The sequence below is a fragment of the Flavobacterium sp. CECT 9288 genome, from assembly GCF_918731615.1.
GTDB lineage: Bacteria > Bacteroidota > Bacteroidia > Flavobacteriales > Flavobacteriaceae > Flavobacterium.
On the sequence record NZ_OU957226.1, the window covers coordinates 377,096 to 394,501 of the forward strand.

A 17,406-nucleotide genomic window follows, 5' to 3' on the forward strand; every position below is an offset into this window, starting at 1 on the left:
TATGTTTACATCTTTAAAAATATACCAACTCCTTTTTCTTAGATTAATTTTTATTCTTTGCCTTTCTGCAGTTTCCTTATTTATTTTTCAAAAAGGATTGGTCTTTACAGCGCTATTTGGGCTACTCGTACTTTTCATTCTCTTAATCGAAATGTATTTTTACATTAAAAACACGTTTCAGCTGTATGACAGAACAATCACTTCAATTCTGCAAAATGATTTCACCTCCGATTTTTCGAAACATAAATCATATCAAAATTATTCTAATTTATTCAAGCTGTATGAATCACTAAAAAACAAAGAAAACGAGCAGGTTTCAAAAGATATTGTTTACCGTTCTATTTTAAATACTATCGAAACAGGAATTATTATCTTACAAAAGGAAGGAAGTGACTGGAACATTTTTTTGATGAATGATTTTTTTTCGAAACATTTTGATGTCCCAAAAGTATCAAAATGGAAGTATCTAAAAAATCATTTGCCTGCGTTGTGTGAAATTATCGAAAAACAGGATTTTCAGGAAATTAAAACATCTTTAGAAATTCGTGTCAATCAGCAAGACACGCAAATATTTGTGATGCAGTCTTCTAGAAGCGAAATTTACAATCGGGATTATTTTATTGTTGTACTGGATTCAATTCAAAATGTAATTGAGAAAAAAGAGAAAGAAGCTTGGGTCAATTTAATGAAAGTCATCTCGCACGAGCTCTTGAATTCGATAACTCCCATTCGGTCGCTTTCTCAGAATTTACAAGACCTAGTGCAGCAGGAAACCATTTCGGCAGAAGATTTAGACGATATGAAAAGTAGTGTTACCACAATGTTGAGACGAAGTGACCACTTGCAGCAATTTGTAGAAAGTTACCGAAAACTGGCCATGTTGCCATCGCCCAAAAAACAAATAATGGAACTGTCAAAATTGATTGACAACAGTTGTCAAATCATGAATCCATTGTTTAAAAAGGAACACATAGAAGTCATAAATACTATTGCTTTTGACCGCATACTCCATATTGACCCACAACAGATGGAGCAAGTATTTATCAATCTTTTGACAAATTGCATATACGCTTTATCTAATTCAGAAAAAAAACAAATTATCATATCGGCAGAAGTCAAAGAAAAGCGAATTTTTATCACGATTACAGATACAGGGAACGGAATTGAAAAAGAAATAGAAAACAAAATATTCTTACCTTTCTTCACCACCCGAAAAGAAGGAGCCGGAATTGGTTTAACTTTATCTAAAAGCATCGTAGAGGCGCATGGCGGCTACTTGGCATATAGAAATGATGAAGGAATAACTACTTTTGTGATTTGTTTGATTGAAAATTGATCTTAATTTAGATATGAATAAAAATTAGAGTTTAAGTTAAGCGTCGTAACTTATCAAGTACAAAAGCGCTCTTTGCTTTATAAATACATTTCTCTATAAAATAACTCAGAACTTCAAAAACTGTGTAGACTTTTAATGCAAATTGAAATAGCCATTTCTTTATTTCAAGATCTGGCGCCAATACTATTTATTGGAACAGACAAAAAGGGACTAATGTAAAACCAGTAGTATTAGTCAGTAAAATCTATTAATGGCTTCACTCTTTTTCATCTTGTTTAGTCAAATAAATTTAACATCCTTATTTTGTATAAGGATTATCTCTTATTATAATGCTGTAATTTAATTACTTCTGCTTGGTGAAGGATGGTAATGGAAAGCTCGTGGCATGACACAGGAAGTTCCCCGACTTGTAACGCACATACTAATCTAGCACAGTTTTAGTAAGACTATTGATTTAAAAAAGGTTAAGCCTCAGGTAATGGGCATAGCGGGAACAAACCAAAAAAAAATAAAAAGCAGGTATTTATACGTTAAATTATCTGCTTGGCTTGTCATATTTTTGGTTAAACAATTACTAACAAAAACTAATAGTAACGAAACCATTACTCCCCATGAAAAAAACAATTACCAAATTAAGTGTCGTAGCCTTTTTAGGGCTCACCATTTTTATAGCTTGTAAAACCCAAGAAAAAACAGAAGCTTCAAGCTACTTGCCAATCAATGTTTTACCTTCTTGCGTAGTCACTCCTTCTGAGTTTAAGACTTGGTTTGTGGGTGGTAATCCTACTGAGAACGGAGCTGTAGAACCTGCTAACAGTGTGACTTTTGGTCATGAAGACAATGGTGATTTTTACCGATGGTCTGAGCAAATGTTTTTGTGGATTACTTCACCAAGCTCAGGTATTTATGGAAAAAGTAAGACGGTTTTAGAATCTCCTGTTTTCTATACCGTTTCACCAGAATTTGGTGTAAATGAAAGAAAATTAATTCCGCATAGACCTGGTATATTGTTGAGTGCGCTACCTAATATAGAAAAAAGTAGAGGTGTTGATAGCGAGGAAGGACAAGCCACAGGCGATGCTTTGATGTCAAAAGATGGTGCCTTACTCTATTATATTACCATGGTAAATGATGTGTATGCACAGTTTATAGCGGCTGTAAATGCAGGCAAAATGAAAGGCAAGCAATTTCCAACCACACAAGCTGAACTAAATACTATTGTAGCTTATGCTAAAAGCCAAAATATTGTTTTACCAGATGCCAAGGCCTTAGCCATCGAACTTAAAACTTCGTGGGTTGATGCCAGTACTGTGAAAGATCTAAGTAAATATATTACTATAGATGCACTTGTACCTACTTATATTAAAACATCAAAAAAGTGGACTATCATTCCTAATAAAACTCAAAAAATAAAATTAGCCCTGTTGGGTGTACACATTGTGGGAAGTACGGCTGGACATCCAGAGATGGTGTGGTCCACTTTTGAACATAAAAACAATGCTCCTAATTTAAGTTACACCTATTTAGATACCTCAAAGAAGCAACAGAAGATTGCGGCAGATAGTAAAGGCCTTTGGGTTTTGAATTCGGTACCAGCAGATACGACCAACATTAATATCTCGCACATGAAGTTTAAAAACGATACTATTTCTGCACAGTGGACTACCAATCCTCTACCACCGGCAAATAATACCATTAGCCCGAGTAATACTACCAGAACCAAGCCTTGGGGTGTAGCAAATAAAGGAGTTCCAAACCCTGAGAATGCTACTGCAGCGGCTTCCAATAGTCAGATCATATCGATTAACAATTCGGTGCTATCACAATTGGTTGGTAATGATATACGAAAAAATTATCTTTTTATAGGATCCACTTGGACGGATGGTGGCGCAGCACCTAATGGTCAAAGTTATTCCGCTACCAATACCACAAGCGGTGTGGCTATAGGTACAAGTCAGCTGGCAAATAGCACAATGGAAACCTATGATCAAAGTACGGCCTATAACCCAAATGGTTCTTGTTTTAGTTGTCATCATGATTATAAGTCGTCTAAACCTACTTTAGACCCTAATTTTTTAAGTCACGTGTATGCTGATATTAGACGAGGCGATTCTATTTCAGGTAGAAAGGTTAAGTTAATTCAGAAATAGATTGAATAAGAATTTAAAAGTGTAAGGTTTCCATAGATCCCAATAGATTATGGGCAGCCTTACACTTTTAGCTTATTCAAACCCTATGGGTGCAATTAAATAAACATTTTAAAATTGATTGTAAACATTACAATCAGCGTAAAGAGAGTAACAGTAGGTCGAAATAATGGGCTTGAAATCATAACTATACCCAACGGGCTTACTTAACTTTTAAAACACATTAATTTCTAAAGAAAATATTAATTTTAGAAATAACCAAGACACTGTCTTACAGTACCATAATTTATGAAGGGAATAAAATTAAATTTCATTAATCATTCAAATGACATCAATAATAGTAGTATTGTTATATTTTCTAAAAATAGTGTATGGTTTTTGACGAGCTGGCTATTGCCTGGATAGTAATCGAAAATTGCGGTATAGGAGAATATCATCCTTTAAATTATGATCTAAATGTGTATGTTTCGGCTGGAGATTCTTATGGGAATTATACCCCTGAGTTATTAGCCCAGTACGGACAGCAATTTGAGATGATTAAGAACACTTCTGGGGATGTTTTGCAATTGAGTGGGCAACCTGCTATGAGTTCTACTGAAATAGAGATTGCTAATAATTTACCTACGGGTTCTATTAGCGGAAATGTATATCGTAGTGGTAGTTTATATGCTTCAACTCATAATATAGCGCCAAGTCAAAAAGCAGTGTTTTCATTTAAACCTACTATTTGGATTGGTGTTGTTTCTCAAATAACCGAAGGTGAAGTAATAAATTCAGCCATTATGTCGCAAATAAACACTGAGATTAGTTTGTTAGGGATCTCTAGTGCCGATATTGTGATGACTGGCGGCGGTCCTGTTTCTTCTTCTACCCCATTTACATTTAGCTTGCAAAATGTTCAAATGGCTTAAGGCTTAACTTTTTCAAAATATAGTCTAAAATATAATGAGATAATAATTGTTTAGTTTAAATTAAAAATTTGATTAGACGGCTTCCAGTGGGTAGGAAGTCGTTTTTTTTTGTTCCATACTTTAGTTTACTTCATGGTTGCGAGTTTGACGCTGAGGAATGTTCATTTGGGTTTAAAGGATGTATCTGACTGATAAAAAAGGGTATTTTTCCCCTAGTTATATTTATCAATAATTTTTACGTTTACATCTGAAAAACAAGTGTTTATACTCATGTCTGGCTTTTTAATAAAGATTAGATTTGGTAACTCTATTTGGTGATTATTACAATTCTAAAAACTAAAAACATGAAAAAACTACTACTCACATTATTACTCTTATCAGGGGTAAGTAATTATTCTCAAACTAATCATGAGGATAAACAGACAAAAAAGGAAGAATTGGAGAAAGAACTAAAGACTGAATTAAATAAAAATCCACATGACTCAAAAAAAGTCGAAGAACTAATACAGAAAATAGCAGTAATAAATAAAAAGAGCAATGTTCTAACTGTTATTAATGATTTTGAAACACAAGCTTATACTTCAAATCAATTAAAACCCAAACACAAACAACCAATTGTATTCAAAATAGATAACATCAATAAAATTGCCAACAAAGTGGAAATCACTTCAAATGTTGTAAAAATAAACCATGATTTTTTAAATGGTGATGAAAATAAAGTAGCCAATAAGGTTAAAAAGGATAATGATGATGAAAATAGAAAAAATAGTATCAGCCCTGACATCAGTATAAAAGAATTAAAGCAATTAAGTATAGAAATAGCAGGCCTTGAAAATAAAATTCAATTGAATTCAAATCTTTTAGATCAAAAACAAAAAATATTAAATGACTATCAAATAAAGAAAGCCGACGAACAGAGAAAAGGAGAACTTGCTGATAGTCAAACAACCGCTAACTATTTCAGCACTATTACAACTATTGGAAATGAAATACTCACATTAAAAAATAACTTTCTCGAAGAACAATCTACCCTTGTAAATAAAAAAAATGAGCTAATAAAGCTAAGTGATGATCTAGGGAAATTTACAATTAAAACCAACTCTTTACTGGCAAAATATAACTGTGTTTACGGAAAAATTAAAGATATTAATAAAATAAATAATTCAGATGGAAGTTATGCGAAATTAGTAAAGACACAAATTGAGACATTAAAAAGAGATATTGAAGTGCTTTATCTATTGGTAGATATAACTGGATTGAGAAAAAAACTAAACAATGTTGAAATTATCAATAATATTTTATCAAAAAAAAAGAGCCTTTACTGTGGTATCAAATCCAGTACAACTATACAAAGATTACATAGAGTTTAAAGTAAAAATAAAGCAAAATAACGAACTAGGAAGCTCTGTTATAAAAGAAAATGATAAAGATTATACTTATATGGAATATGTAAGACAAGGCATAGATAGGGTGTAAGTTTTGGTCCCGTGTTTGATTTTGGTATAAAAATCAAGAATACGAAATATAAAAGGTTAAAGATTCTACATTTCAAATAGTTGGAAATAGCGCCTCTAAATATAAGCCAACAATTGCAGCAATGCTTCACACAAGTTTTAGAAGTAGTATTATGTTTACCTTTGGTTTTTCGTTAGGCGTTTCTAAAACTAATCCTTTTGAGGTTTTTATATTTGTGAAAGTGTAGAAATAGGAGGGTGATAAATAGGATAAAATTTGGATAAAATGTTGGATTTGTTGAAAACCCAAATTAATGAATGGCAAAGGATGAATAACCAAAATCCTGACGAAACTCGTTTCAAACCTAAAGAAGCAATTCCTGTAGGCTATAACGAAAAAAAAAGGTATTAAGATATTTTATAAAAAAGCTCTTGATTTTTGTGCAAAAAAAAACTTCTCAATTTCTTGAGAAGTTTTGTGGGCGATGAGGGGTTCGAACCCCCGACCCCCTCGGTGTAAACGAGGTGCTCTGAACCAGCTGAGCTAATCGCCCTAGTGCAATTCGATAATTTTCATTTCCTTATTGCGAGTGCAAATATAAGACTGTTTTTTGGATATGCAACTAAAAAACAAAAAAAATTACAAAATTTCTGCAACTACAAAGGTACTGCCACCAATGTAAATGAAGTCGGTCTCTACTGCATTTTGCAAGGAGTTTTGGTAAGCTTCTGAAAAAGAAATATATACTTCGCCTTGAAGTGCAAATAAAGCGGCTTTTTGTTGTAAGATTGAAGCGTCTAGTCCACGAGGAATATTGGGCTTACAAAAATAATATTTTGCATTTTTTGGAAACAAAGGCAAGATTTCTTCTAGATCTTTATCATTTACTACGCCTAAAACAAAGTGTAATGTGTTAAATTTCTCGTTTTGAATTTGCTTTAATACGATTTCAAGTCCGTTTTTATTATGAGCAGTATCGCAAATTACTTTTGGAGCTGTGTGTATTTGCTGCCACCTGCCTTGAAGTCCTGTGTTTTTTACCACGTGTAACAAACCAGCTTGCGTATTTTGAGGAGTAATTTCAAATTCAGTTTGCTTATTCAAAACCTCTATGGTTTGTAATACCGTCTTTTTATTGTGTATTTGATAATCACCAATCAGGTCTGAAGGATAGCTTTCTGTAATTAAATCAGAGGCAAAATAAATTTCTGAATTGCCTTCTTTGGCTTTGGTCAAGAAAACGGGTTTTGTTTCAGAGGTGTATTCTCCAATAATCACGGGAATATTTGGCTTTATAATTCCTGCTTTCTCAAAAGCAATTGCTTCAAGTGTATTGCCTAAAAACTGGGTGTGATCCAGTCCTATATTGGTCACAACCGAAACTAATGGGGTGATAATATTGGTTGCATCTAGTCTTCCGCCCATTCCTACTTCAATAATAGCAATGTCAACTTTTGAAGTAGCAAAATAGTCAAATGCTAATCCTACTGTCATTTCGAAAAAACTCATGTCATTTGCTTCAAAAAAAATCTGATGCTCCGTTATGAAATCTTCAACAAATTTTTCAGATATTTCGATTCCGTTTATTTTAATGCGTTCTCTAAAATCTTTTAAATGTGGCGAAGTGTACAAACCTACTTTATATCCAGCTTCTTGTAAAACCGATGCTAGCATGTGAGAGGTTGATCCTTTGCCATTGGTTCCTGCCACATGTATGCATTTTAACTGCTTCTCTGGATGATTAAGGTGTGCAGCAAGTCTATGAGCATTAGTTAAATCTTTCTTGTAAGCTTGTGCTCCCTGAAGTTGGTACATTGGGAGTTGATTAAACATCCAGTTTATAGTGTCTTGATAATTCATTTTGATGGTAAATAGGAATTGTTTAAAATATTTTTCAATTTTTTTAGTTTAATATTACATCGAAAAGTATCTTTATTGCAAAATTGAAATAAATTTTAGAATTAATGATTAAAATACAATAATATTATATGTTTAGTTTTATACAATTACAAGCGGACACCCTTACTAATGCTGCATCAAATGTAGTTATTGAAAAAATTGCTCCTAATACTGAGGTTTCTACTTTAGGATTTTTATTAAAAGGAGGAATATGGCTAATTCCTATTGGGATTTTATTGTTCTATACCTTTTATCTCATTGTAGAACGCTATTTATACATCAGTAAAGCTTCAAAGGTAGATAGCTTGTTGCTTCGTGATGTAAGGGATCATTTAAATTCGGGCAATTTAGACTTGGCTAGATCTATTGCTGAGCGCAACAGTACCGCATCAGGAAATATAATTAAAGAAGGTATTCTTGTTATTGGTAGGCCAATTAGTGAAATCGAATCGAATATGGACCGTGCTGCCGACATTGAAATTGGTGAAATGGAAAAGCACTTGGGCCATTTGGGACTTATTGCGGGTATCGCGCCTACCTTAGGTTTTATTGGGACAATTTCTGGAGTTATTAAAATTTTCTACAGCATATCAGTAACTGAGAATATTAGTATCGGGAACATTTCTGGTGGATTGTACGAAAAAATGATTAGTAGTGGAGCGGGTTTAATAGTAGGGATTGTTGCCTACAGTGGATACCACTTGTTGAACGGAAAAATTGATAATTTTGCATTAAAAATCCAAAAACAAGTTCTTGAGTTTGTAAATATTATTCAAAGATCATAACATGTCTATAAAAAGAAAAAGAAGGTTCCATGCTGAGGTCGCGACTTCTTCGTTAAGCGACATTATGTTTTTTTTACTGCTTTTTTTCTTGATTATTTCAACACTTGCTAATCCAAATGTAATCAAGATGACCTTGCCAAAGGCACAATCAAATGAAAAAACAAACAAGCAATACATCAGTTTGTCAGTCACGGAGGATAAAAAATTCTATATTGACAAACAGCCAGTTTCATTTGAAGAACTCGAGACTACGCTAATGTCAAAAATGGGTTCAGCAAAAGACCAAACCGTTATTGTTAGGATTCCATTTAACTTACAAGTACAAGATTTAGTCGATGTCTTGCAAATAGGAGTGAGGAACAATCTAAAATTTGTGATTGCTACCAGTCCTAAATAAATACTAGGGCACGTTTTTAAAAGTTGTTATTTTTGGGCGTGACCACAATAAATAAAAGGGGCTAATCAAAATTATTGAACTGCCCCCAAAAAGTTAGACGCTATTTGGGGGCATTTTTATGGAAAGAAAAGTCAAGTACAATTATGAATTTAAACTTCGCTGTGTGGCAGAAGTTCTAAGAAAACATCGTTCGGTTTATTCGGTAGCCTATGAAAATGGTATATCAAGTTCTAATCTTGATCGCTGGATTAAGTTTTATATTGAATTTGGAAATGAGGGTCTTTTACCAAGACAGAAAAACAAAAACTATAGTATAAACTTTAAACTGAAAGTACTACGAGCTATTGAAAATAAGTCAATATCTTTGAGTAAAGCTTGTTTAACTTTTAATATTCCAAGAGAGTCAACTATAACAAGTTGGCAAAGAAAATACGAAATTGAAGGAGCAGCAGGTTTACAAGATAAACCTAAAGGCAGACCTGTAACTATGAATTTTAAGAGAAAGCAACGAAAAACAGATAAACCATTAACCAGAGAAGAAGAACTTCTAAAAGAACTTGAATATTTACGAGCAGAGAACGAAATTTTAAAAAAGTTCAATGCCTTAGTTCAAGCCGAACAAGCCAAGCAAAACAAAAGGCTCAAACCATAATGGAATTAAGGCATAAATACGATTTAGAGGTTCTACTCAATTGTATGAAAATGGTCAGAAGTAGTTATTATTACTATGAAAAAAGAAGTCAATTAGTTGACAAATACAAGGATATTAAAGAATTGATTAAGCAGATTTACAATCACCATAAAGGCAGATTGGGTTATCGTCGTATTACTTTAGTAATCAGACAAAAGGGAATTATAATTAATCACAAAACAGTATTACGATTGATGAAAAGTTTAGGATTGAAAAGTTTAATACGAGTTAAAAAATACAAATCCTACAAAGGCGAACAAGGAAAAATAACTCCAAATATTTTACAACGCAATTTTAAAGCAGCAAATCCCTATGAAAAATGGGCAACTGATGTAACAGAGTTTAATGTTTCAGGCAACAAATTATATCTATCACCTATTATTGATTTATATAATGGAGAAATAATAAGTTACGAATTATCTGAAAGACCTAATTTTAATCAAATAACCAACATGCTTAAAAAGTCTTTTAAACGAATACCTAATAATACCAATCTAATACTGCACTCAGATCAGGGCTGGCAATATCAAATGAAACAATATCAAACACTATTGAAAGAAAAAGGATTAGTACAAAGTATGTCTAGAAAAGGAAACTGTTTGGATAATGCAATTATTGAAAACTTCTTTGGAATATTAAAATCAGAACTGTTTTATATTATGAAATTTAGAGACATAAACCACTTAAAAACTGAAATTATACAATATATCAAATATTACAATAATGAAAGAATAAAACTCAATTTAAAAGGAATGAGCCCGATACAATATCGAGCTCATTATTATCAAAATTAATTATAAATTTGTCTAAACTTTGGGGTGCAGTATATTATAGTGATTGGCCCCTTTTTTTATTCTGGTCGGGCTATTCGCAGTACTTCGGTACTTGCTGCTATCCCTCACGCGGCCTCACGTATATTTGAATCCTATTTTTATAATGGAATTTTGGTATAAACTAACCTACTAATTCAAATTGAAATTATAAACAATCTTACCTACTTGTTTCTCAGGAGCGTCACTGCTTGCGTCCCATTTGGTGTTCATGGCAGCAATTCTAGCTTGATCTAGCAGGCATTTTGCCGTATTTGTAGTTCCTTTTACGCCTGCAATGGCGCTCATTGTTCTACCGTTGCGGTCAACGGCTACTTCTACTACTACTTTGCCTTGTTCGTTGCACGTATATTTAGGAGCAGGCTTAGCAACCGCTTTTCTGTTTCCTAGGGAATAGCCAACACCACCACCAGAACCACTTCCAGATCCGCCTCCACTTCCAGAACCATAACCACTCCCAGTTCCTATGCCAGTTCCAGTTCCGTTTCCTCCGCCTGTTCCACCACCAGAACCTCCAGAGCCATAATATTCACCAGAGTTTAAGCTTCCGTTTGCTTTTCCTTTGTTTTCAGCTGTTTTGTCATCACCATCGCCACCTTTGTTGGATCCTTTAAGAATACTAGATAATGCATCATTTGTAGTATTCGAAACTTTGGGTTTTGCTATTACGGGTTTTGTTTCTTCTTTTACTACAACTGTGGGTTTCTTTGTTTTCTCTTTGGTAGGAATAACAACACTTTCGTCAGTACTATTTTCTTGTGACAATATTGCTTCGTCAGGTGTAGTATTTACTGGAGTTTGCTTAGATTGGTTGTTTACCTCTAGTACTTCACTTTGATAATCAGCTCCAGACCCAAGATCACTATCTCCAAAATTGACTGTAACTCCGCCACCGCCACCACCGCCAGCAAGTTCATCTGCATTTGCAGGAGGCCAAAATCGGATAAAAAATAAAATCAACAACATTGTCGCATACAAAAGAGTAGTGATGATTAAAGATTTCTTTTGATTAGATGAAATGGTGGAACTCATTTTTGTTTTGTTTGTAAAAGTGTAAAATTAAAAACGTTGAAAAGTACTAAAAATTGTCAAGAGTAAAAAGCGAGTGTGCAAATATAAATTGGAGGTTTTTAAAAGTAAAATGGGAATTAGTAGCTTTTATGACTACTAATTCCCATTTGTATAAGTGTAATTATGATAGCTTGTATTAAGTAAGCTGTTTCAATGCAATTTCAAATGCAGTTGCGCTAATGTTTGTTTTGCTAGGGTTGATTGCGTATGCTTTCTCGATAGCCGTTTTGATGATTTCAGAAGTGTCTTGAAAAATAGCTTCATCAGTCATTTGAACTTTCTTTTCCATAAAATAAGCAAATACACGTGCCATACCGCAATTAGAAATAAAGTCAGGAATTAAGCTCACTTTATGATCTACATCTTCCATAATAGGACCAAAAAATATTTCTTTGTCAGCAAAAGGTACATTGGCACCACATGAAATTACTTCAAGACCATGAGAAATTAAACTATCAATTTGAGATTGAGTCACCAATCTTGATGCAGCGCATGGAGTGAATATCTCAGCACCAATTGTCCAAATCTTTTGGTTGATTTCTTCAAAAGGGATCATGTTTTCGGCAACCAGTTTATTTCCGTCTTTGGCTAAAAACAAAGCCCTTATTTCTTCAAAAGAGAATCCTTCTTCATTGATCAATCCTCCATCTCTATCAATAATTCCAATTACTTTGGCACCCATTTCTGCTAAATAAAAAGCAGCTGCAGAACCAACATTGCCAAAACCTTGAACAATAGCTTTCTTTCCTTTTACATCACCGCCATAAATGGCATAAAAGTTACGAACAGCTTCCGCTACGCCGTAACCAGTAATCATATCAGCAACAGTATATTTTTTAGAAACATCTGGAGAGAATTTTGGGTTCTCTATTACTTTTACAACACCTTGACGCAACTGACCTATTCTGTTGATTTTATCCGCTTCAGTAGGTTTGAAATGACCGTTGAATACACCTTCTTGCGGGTGCCAAACACCACATTCCTCAGTCATAGGAATAACTTCGTGAATTTCGTCTACGTTCAAATCTCCACCTGTACCGTAATAACTTTTCAATAAAGGAGAAACGGCTTTATACCAGCGTTGCAATACTCCTTTTTTTCTTGGGTCATTTGGGTCAAAATTTATTCCAGATTTAGCTCCGCCAATGGCAGGTCCAGAAACCGAAAATTTAACTTCCATTGTTTTGGCAAGTGATAGAACCTCGTTCATGTCAAGTCCTTTTCTCATTCTTGTCCCTCCACCTGCAGCACCTCCGCGAAGAGAATTAATTACAGTCCAGCCTTCGGCTTCGGTTTCAGGATCTTTCCAGTTAAAAACAATTTCAGGCTCTTTATTTTCGAATTTCTTTAATAAATCTTTCATTTGTTGTGATATGTTTATTTCTGCAAATATAAAAAAAGCAATTTTGCTAATTGTTTATTCTGCAAAAAAAAAAGAGTAAAGATTTTTTTTGCTATTCTTTTCCTAATAAATCTTCTTTCAATGTTTTGTCAACTGGGTTTTCAGATAGCCAAATTCCGTAGAATGCTTTTTTGAATTCAATACCTTTAATTTTACCTCTGTAGATTTTATTCTTTGTAATCCATAATGATTCATCTTGTGGATTAAAAGTAAGTTCAAAAACATCACCAGATTTAGTCTCTTCGGTACTTAATAAGTCTTCAAGTTCTTGAAGTTCTTTGGCAAATTTTAGAACTCCAGATTCTCCTACAGATTTTTCCATCCCTTTTGCAAGCGCTTTAGATAGTTTTTTTGAGGTTATCAATCCAGATGTGATATGAAGTGCAACAGCCATTTCGTTTCCGCTTTCAAGAATCTGTTTAGCATCTTGACTAAACTTTGTCAAGTATAAAGCTTGAATGTATAAATCAGTAAAAAATTTAGAGCGTTGTCCCACTCCATTAAGTGTTAGGGTTGTTCCTTTAAATTCAATTGTTCTAGGAATGTTAACTCCGTTTACAGTAAAGTTTTTTTGTGCATTTACGGTATTAAATTGTAGAGCACTCATTAAGGCGAATACTATCAGTACTTTTTTCATAATGTGGTATTTAATTAAAAAAATGGATTTTAAACAGTCTGCAAATATAGCTCAAAAAAGGCATTGTAATGATATTGAGATTAATGTCTTTATAAAATTATGATTTCTAGCTTAATTTGTCTTAAAATTAATGAAAAATATTTATTTATTCATAAATTTTTCCTGAACTATGATTCATTTTAGCTCCCGTCACACTTTTTAATACATTGATTTTGTTTTCTAATCGCAATATTCCAAGTATTCCAAAGATCAGTGCCTCTTTAAATTCGATAATTTTAGGTGAAGGAATTATAATAGTTGCAAGTGGTAATTCATTTTGTATGGATTCAATTAAAAAATTATGGTAAGCTCCGCCTCCGGTAATAAATAATGTTCCGGTTTTGTGTGGCAACACATTTGCTATTTGTATAGCAATATGCTTTGTAAAGGTGTGAAGCTTATCTTCAATTGATATTTCATAGTGGTCTATCAAGGGAATAATTATTTCTTTTACAAATTCAAACCCCAGTGATTTAGGATATTTTTTTTGGTAATAGTCTAATTCGTTTAATTCTTTTAACAAATTGATTTGTAGAGAGCCATTCTTTGCGATAGCTCCTTTGTTGTCATAGGGCAATCCTAACAAATTTGAATAATGGTTGAACACCGTGTTTACAGGACAAATATCAAAAGCAATCCGTTCTTGATTTACTTCAAACGATAAGTTTGAAAATCCACCTAAATTCATGCAATAGTCGTATTCACTAAATAAAATCCGATCTCCTATAGGTACAAGTGGTGCGCCTTGACCACCAAGGGCTACATCTTGAACTCTAAAATCACAAACTACTTTCTGTTTTACGATAGATGCTATTTGTGGTAAATTTCCAATTTGTAAAGTGATGCCCTTATCTGGTTGATGTAAAATAGTATGCCCGTGGGAACAAACGGCATCAATAGTGTTCAACTTGTTTTTTAAAATGAAGTTTAAGATTACCTCACCTAGTAACTGTGTATAGGCTTCATTTAATTCAGTTAATTTTTCAGAAGAGAAAGAAACGGCACTTTTTAATTTGTTTAACCAGTCTGTTGAGTATGAAACAGTTTGGGTTTCTAAAATTTCAAATTCCCATTTATTGTCTTTTGTAGTAAAAACAATGTGTGCCAAATCAATGCCATCTAGCGATGTGCCTGACATGACACCTATAATATTGTATTTTTCTTTAAACATTGGCTAAAATTGCGAAATCGTTTGAAATCTGATATTTAATAATTACTTTTGGAGGCAAATTTATGAACAATTAATTTACAATAAAAATATGGATTTTAATCTAACCGAAGAGCATTTAATGATTCAGCAAGCTGCTAGAGATTTTGCTGTTGCAGAATTATTACCAGGAGTGATTGAGCGCGATGAACATTCAAAATTTCCTACTGAGCAAGTGAAGATGATGGCCGAATTGGGTTTCATGGGAATGATGGTAGATCCTAAGTATGGTGGGTCAGGTTTAGATAGTATTTCATATGTATTGGCAATGACCGAAATAGCAAAAGTAGATGCGTCTGCTGCCGTTATAATGTCTGTGAACAACTCTTTGGTTTGTGCAGGTATGGAGAAGTATTGTTCAGAAGAACAAAAAATGAAATACCTTGTACCTCTAGCTAAAGGGGAAGTTATTGGTGCATTTTGTTTGTCTGAGCCAGAAGCAGGAAGTGATGCAACTTCTCAAAAAACAACTGCAATTGATAAAGGCGACCATTATTTATTAAATGGTACCAAAAACTGGATTACAAATGGAAGTACAGCATCTACCTATTTAGTGATTGCACAAACAGATGTTGAAAAAGGACATAAGGGTATTAATGCTTTTATTGTTGAAAAAGGTTGGGCTGGTTTTGATATTGGACCAAAAGAAAAGAAAATGGGAATTCGTGGTAGTGATACCCACTCTTTAATGTTTACAGATGTTAAGGTTCCTAAAGAAAATAGAATTGGTGAGGATGGTTTTGGGTTTGCTTTTGCTATGAACGTCTTAAATGGTGGTAGAATAGGTATAGCATCTCAAGCATTAGGAATTGCTACAGGAGCTTATGAAATAGCTTTGAAATATTCAAAAGAAAGAAAAGCTTTTGGGAAAGAGATTTTTAATCATCAAGCGATTGCCTTTAAATTAGCTGATATGTACGTAAAAGTGACTGCTGCTAAATTATTAGTAATGAAAGCTGCTTGTGAAAAAGATGAAGGTAAAGATATCGCACATTCTGGTGCAATGGCAAAATTATATGCTTCAGAAATTGCTCTTGAGGTTGCTAACGAAGCGGTTCAAATTCACGGAGGTAACGGTTACGTAGCTGAATATCATGTTGAGCGTATGATGCGTGACTCTAAAATCACACAGATATACGAAGGAACTTCAGAGATTCAACGTATCGTGATTTCAAGAGGATTGGTTTCCTAAAAGTTATACAGATCTAGTTTAAACCCTTTTCAATTTCGATTGAAAAGGGTTTTTTTATGGTCTTTATTAGGATTTTAAGGTTTTTTTATATTTTTATTGTTTAAAAATGATTTCGGGAATCTTTTTAATTTGATACTAATTGCTTTTCTTTGTTGAGTTGTGATTTTGGATTTCTTTTTTTAACCATTGCAATACCCAACTAATACATTTTTATGTTAATACCTTCGATACATAGTAGTTTAAACGAATTGATAGATTTGCTAGATCAATTGTCACAAACAGAATATTCAAATTCTTGTGCAGAATTAAGCAATGCTACTATTGGTGAGCATACGAGACATATTATTGAAATGTTTCAATGTCTTGAAAATCAATATGATTTAGGAGTTGTAAACTATGATAAAAGAGAGCGTAACACCCTTATTCAAACGGATACCACTTTTGCAATAGAAAATATTAAGGCTGTTCAGAAAAATTTGGAGAAGGAAAATAAAAATATAACCTTATTGCAAATTATTGACGGCGAAGAAATCCGAATTGAAAGCAATTATAATAGAGAGTTGTTATATAATTTAGAACATTGCATTCACCACCAGGCGCTTATAAAAGTTGCAATATTACAATGTGAAACCGTTACTATTGATCCAAATTTTGGTGTAGCAAGATCAACCATAGAATATAGAAATCAATGTGCACAGTAAGTTTTGTAGCAACAAATGATAGTGTTATCATTACTTCGAACCGGGACGAAAAAACAATAAGGCCTAGCGCCATTCCTCCAAAAAGCTATACTGTAAATGGACAAAATCTTATTTTTCCAAAGGATCCAAAAGCAGGCGGGACTTGGTTTGTGACCAAAGATGATGGAACTGTTTTGGTATTACTAAATGGTGCCGCAGAAAAACATGAAGTCCAATTATCATATCGAAAAAGTCGTGGCTTGATTGTTTTAGAAATGATTAGTAGCGCGTCGCCAAAAGATTTTTGGATTGAAATTGATTTAGAGTCGATAGAGCCATTTACGTTAGTGTTATTTCAAAATCAGGAGCTTTTTCAATTGCGTTGGGATGGGAATAATAAGCAAACGCTAACTTTAGATAGCAATAAAAATCACATTTGGTCTTCATCTACTTTGTATCCATCTTTGGTGAGGGAACAACGAGCTGATTGGTTTTATACCTTTATGAGCGAAACTGATGTTATTTCAAAAGAAAAACTATATGATTTTCATAGGTATACGCAGGAAGGAAATGAGGAAAACGGTTTAGTAATCAATCGAAACAACGAGATGAAAACCTTAAGTATTACTCAGGCTGTAGTACATCAAAATAAAGTTAGTATCTTACATTATGATTTGGTAGAGCAACTCGATTTTTCAACCTCATTTATCACCGTCTAAATACTACA

General features: G+C 33.4%; 16 protein-coding genes and 1 tRNA gene. 11 read left to right on the forward strand and 6 right to left on the reverse strand.

Annotated features, from left to right (window positions below; translation table 11 throughout):
• Position 1: 1 nt before the first annotated feature.
• The 4 genes from LQ189_RS01620 to LQ189_RS01635 all read left to right on the forward strand — a co-directional run bounded on the left by LQ189_RS01620 (position 2) and on the right by LQ189_RS01635 (position 5,764).
• On the forward strand, positions 2 to 1,336 hold the full coding sequence (locus LQ189_RS01620) for a PAS domain-containing sensor histidine kinase (protein WP_230153999.1): 1,335 nt from the start codon (positions 2 to 4) through the stop codon (positions 1,334 to 1,336).
• Positions 1,337 to 1,947: 611 nt separating this feature from the next.
• Positions 1,948 to 3,486, forward strand: coding sequence for a hypothetical protein (locus LQ189_RS01625; protein WP_230154000.1), 1,539 nt, complete (start codon positions 1,948 to 1,950; stop codon positions 3,484 to 3,486).
• A gap of 368 nt (positions 3,487 to 3,854) precedes the next feature.
• Positions 3,855 to 4,394, forward strand: a complete 540-nt coding sequence (locus LQ189_RS01630; RefSeq protein ID WP_230154001.1) for a hypothetical protein — start codon at positions 3,855 to 3,857, stop codon at positions 4,392 to 4,394.
• A 344-nt stretch (positions 4,395 to 4,738) separates the two neighbouring features.
• Positions 4,739 to 5,764 (forward strand): hypothetical protein, encoded by a 1,026-nt coding sequence (locus tag LQ189_RS01635; protein ID WP_230154002.1) that lies wholly within the window; start codon positions 4,739 to 4,741, stop codon positions 5,762 to 5,764.
• A gap of 563 nt (positions 5,765 to 6,327) precedes the next feature.
• On the opposite strand, the gene LQ189_RS01640 is transcribed toward LQ189_RS01635, so the two are convergent.
• Positions 6,328 to 6,402: transfer RNA gene (locus LQ189_RS01640), tRNA-Val, on the reverse strand.
• A gap of 86 nt (positions 6,403 to 6,488) precedes the next feature.
• Positions 6,489 to 7,709 carry a folylpolyglutamate synthase/dihydrofolate synthase family protein gene (locus LQ189_RS01645; RefSeq protein ID WP_230154003.1) on the reverse strand — a complete coding sequence of 407 codons (1,221 nt, stop codon included), beginning with the start codon at positions 7,707 to 7,709 and terminating at the stop codon, positions 6,489 to 6,491.
• 128 nt (positions 7,710 to 7,837) lie between these two features.
• Here LQ189_RS01645 and LQ189_RS01650 point away from each other — a divergent pair, with 128 nt between their 5' ends.
• The 4 genes from LQ189_RS01650 to LQ189_RS01665 all read left to right on the forward strand — a co-directional run bounded on the left by LQ189_RS01650 (position 7,838) and on the right by LQ189_RS01665 (position 10,415).
• Positions 7,838 to 8,533, forward strand: coding sequence for a MotA/TolQ/ExbB proton channel family protein (locus LQ189_RS01650; RefSeq protein WP_230154004.1), 696 nt, complete (start codon positions 7,838 to 7,840; stop codon positions 8,531 to 8,533).
• A gap of 1 nt (position 8,534) precedes the next feature.
• Complete coding sequence (locus LQ189_RS01655) at positions 8,535 to 8,930, forward strand: biopolymer transporter ExbD (protein WP_086453455.1); 396 nt, start codon at positions 8,535 to 8,537, stop codon at positions 8,928 to 8,930.
• Positions 8,931 to 9,048: 118 nt separating this feature from the next.
• Positions 9,049 to 9,582, forward strand: a complete 534-nt coding sequence (locus tag LQ189_RS01660; protein ID WP_255667772.1) for a helix-turn-helix domain-containing protein — start codon at positions 9,049 to 9,051, stop codon at positions 9,580 to 9,582.
• Positions 9,492 to 10,415, forward strand: coding sequence for an IS3 family transposase (locus tag LQ189_RS01665; RefSeq protein WP_230158597.1), 924 nt, complete (start codon positions 9,492 to 9,494; stop codon positions 10,413 to 10,415). Before LQ189_RS01660 ends, LQ189_RS01665 begins: the two co-directional genes overlap by 91 nt.
• Before the next feature lie 168 nt (positions 10,416 to 10,583).
• Here the strand turns inward: LQ189_RS01665 and LQ189_RS01670 are convergent, their stop codons facing one another.
• The 4 genes from LQ189_RS01670 to LQ189_RS01685 form a co-directional block, all read right to left on the reverse strand.
• Complete coding sequence (locus tag LQ189_RS01670) at positions 10,584 to 11,483, reverse strand: energy transducer TonB (RefSeq protein WP_230154005.1); 900 nt, start codon at positions 11,481 to 11,483, stop codon at positions 10,584 to 10,586.
• 175 nt (positions 11,484 to 11,658) lie between these two features.
• On the reverse strand, positions 11,659 to 12,885 hold the full coding sequence (locus LQ189_RS01675) for a Glu/Leu/Phe/Val dehydrogenase dimerization domain-containing protein (protein ID WP_182648518.1): 1,227 nt from the start codon (positions 12,883 to 12,885) through the stop codon (positions 11,659 to 11,661).
• 91 nt (positions 12,886 to 12,976) lie between these two features.
• On the reverse strand, positions 12,977 to 13,561 hold the full coding sequence (locus LQ189_RS01680) for a chalcone isomerase family protein (RefSeq protein WP_230154006.1): 585 nt from the start codon (positions 13,559 to 13,561) through the stop codon (positions 12,977 to 12,979).
• Positions 13,562 to 13,706: 145 nt separating this feature from the next.
• Positions 13,707 to 14,771, reverse strand: coding sequence for an anhydro-N-acetylmuramic acid kinase (locus LQ189_RS01685; protein ID WP_230154007.1), 1,065 nt, complete (start codon positions 14,769 to 14,771; stop codon positions 13,707 to 13,709).
• Between the two features lie 88 nt (positions 14,772 to 14,859).
• Between LQ189_RS01685 and LQ189_RS01690 the strand changes: the two genes are divergently transcribed.
• The 3 genes from LQ189_RS01690 to LQ189_RS01700 all read left to right on the forward strand — a co-directional run bounded on the left by LQ189_RS01690 (position 14,860) and on the right by LQ189_RS01700 (position 17,398).
• On the forward strand, positions 14,860 to 15,999 hold the full coding sequence (locus LQ189_RS01690; RefSeq protein WP_086453460.1) for an acyl-CoA dehydrogenase family protein: 1,140 nt from the start codon (positions 14,860 to 14,862) through the stop codon (positions 15,997 to 15,999).
• A gap of 212 nt (positions 16,000 to 16,211) precedes the next feature.
• A complete protein-coding gene (locus tag LQ189_RS01695) occupies positions 16,212 to 16,700 on the forward strand; it encodes a DinB family protein (protein WP_230154008.1) in 489 nt (162 codons plus the stop codon).
• Positions 16,688 to 17,398: an NRDE family protein gene (locus LQ189_RS01700; protein WP_230154009.1), complete on the forward strand. Its 711-nt coding sequence runs from the start codon at positions 16,688 to 16,690 to the stop codon at positions 17,396 to 17,398. The genes LQ189_RS01695 and LQ189_RS01700 overlap by 13 nt, the downstream gene beginning before the upstream one ends.
• The last annotated feature ends 8 nt before the right edge of the window (positions 17,399 to 17,406 follow it).

What these genes read in the sequence shown, in the direction of transcription:
- LQ189_RS01620 (WP_230153999.1), top strand. Translation starts at nt 2, where the DNA reads ATGTTTACATCTTTAAAAATATACCAACTCCTTTTTCTTAGATTAATT.
- LQ189_RS01625 (WP_230154000.1), top strand. Translation starts at nt 1,948, where the DNA reads ATGAAAAAAACAATTACCAAATTAAGTGTCGTAGCCTTTTTAGGGCTC.
- LQ189_RS01630 (WP_230154001.1), top strand. Translation starts at nt 3,855, where the DNA reads ATGGTTTTTGACGAGCTGGCTATTGCCTGGATAGTAATCGAAAATTGC.
- LQ189_RS01635 (WP_230154002.1), top strand. Translation starts at nt 4,739, where the DNA reads ATGAAAAAACTACTACTCACATTATTACTCTTATCAGGGGTAAGTAAT.
- LQ189_RS01645 (WP_230154003.1), bottom strand. Translation starts at nt 7,709, where the DNA reads ATGAATTATCAAGACACTATAAACTGGATGTTTAATCAACTCCCAATG.
- LQ189_RS01650 (WP_230154004.1), top strand. Translation starts at nt 7,838, where the DNA reads ATGTTTAGTTTTATACAATTACAAGCGGACACCCTTACTAATGCTGCA.
- LQ189_RS01655 (WP_086453455.1), top strand. Translation starts at nt 8,535, where the DNA reads ATGTCTATAAAAAGAAAAAGAAGGTTCCATGCTGAGGTCGCGACTTCT.
- LQ189_RS01660 (WP_255667772.1), top strand. Translation starts at nt 9,049, where the DNA reads ATGGAAAGAAAAGTCAAGTACAATTATGAATTTAAACTTCGCTGTGTG.
- LQ189_RS01670 (WP_230154005.1), bottom strand. Translation starts at nt 11,483, where the DNA reads ATGAGTTCCACCATTTCATCTAATCAAAAGAAATCTTTAATCATCACT.
- LQ189_RS01675 (WP_182648518.1), bottom strand. Translation starts at nt 12,885, where the DNA reads ATGAAAGATTTATTAAAGAAATTCGAAAATAAAGAGCCTGAAATTGTT.
- LQ189_RS01680 (WP_230154006.1), bottom strand. Translation starts at nt 13,561, where the DNA reads ATGAAAAAAGTACTGATAGTATTCGCCTTAATGAGTGCTCTACAATTT.
- LQ189_RS01685 (WP_230154007.1), bottom strand. Translation starts at nt 14,771, where the DNA reads ATGTTTAAAGAAAAATACAATATTATAGGTGTCATGTCAGGCACATCG.
- LQ189_RS01690 (WP_086453460.1), top strand. Translation starts at nt 14,860, where the DNA reads ATGGATTTTAATCTAACCGAAGAGCATTTAATGATTCAGCAAGCTGCT.
- LQ189_RS01695 (WP_230154008.1), top strand. Translation starts at nt 16,212, where the DNA reads ATGTTAATACCTTCGATACATAGTAGTTTAAACGAATTGATAGATTTG.
- LQ189_RS01700 (WP_230154009.1), top strand. Translation starts at nt 16,688, where the DNA reads ATGTGCACAGTAAGTTTTGTAGCAACAAATGATAGTGTTATCATTACT.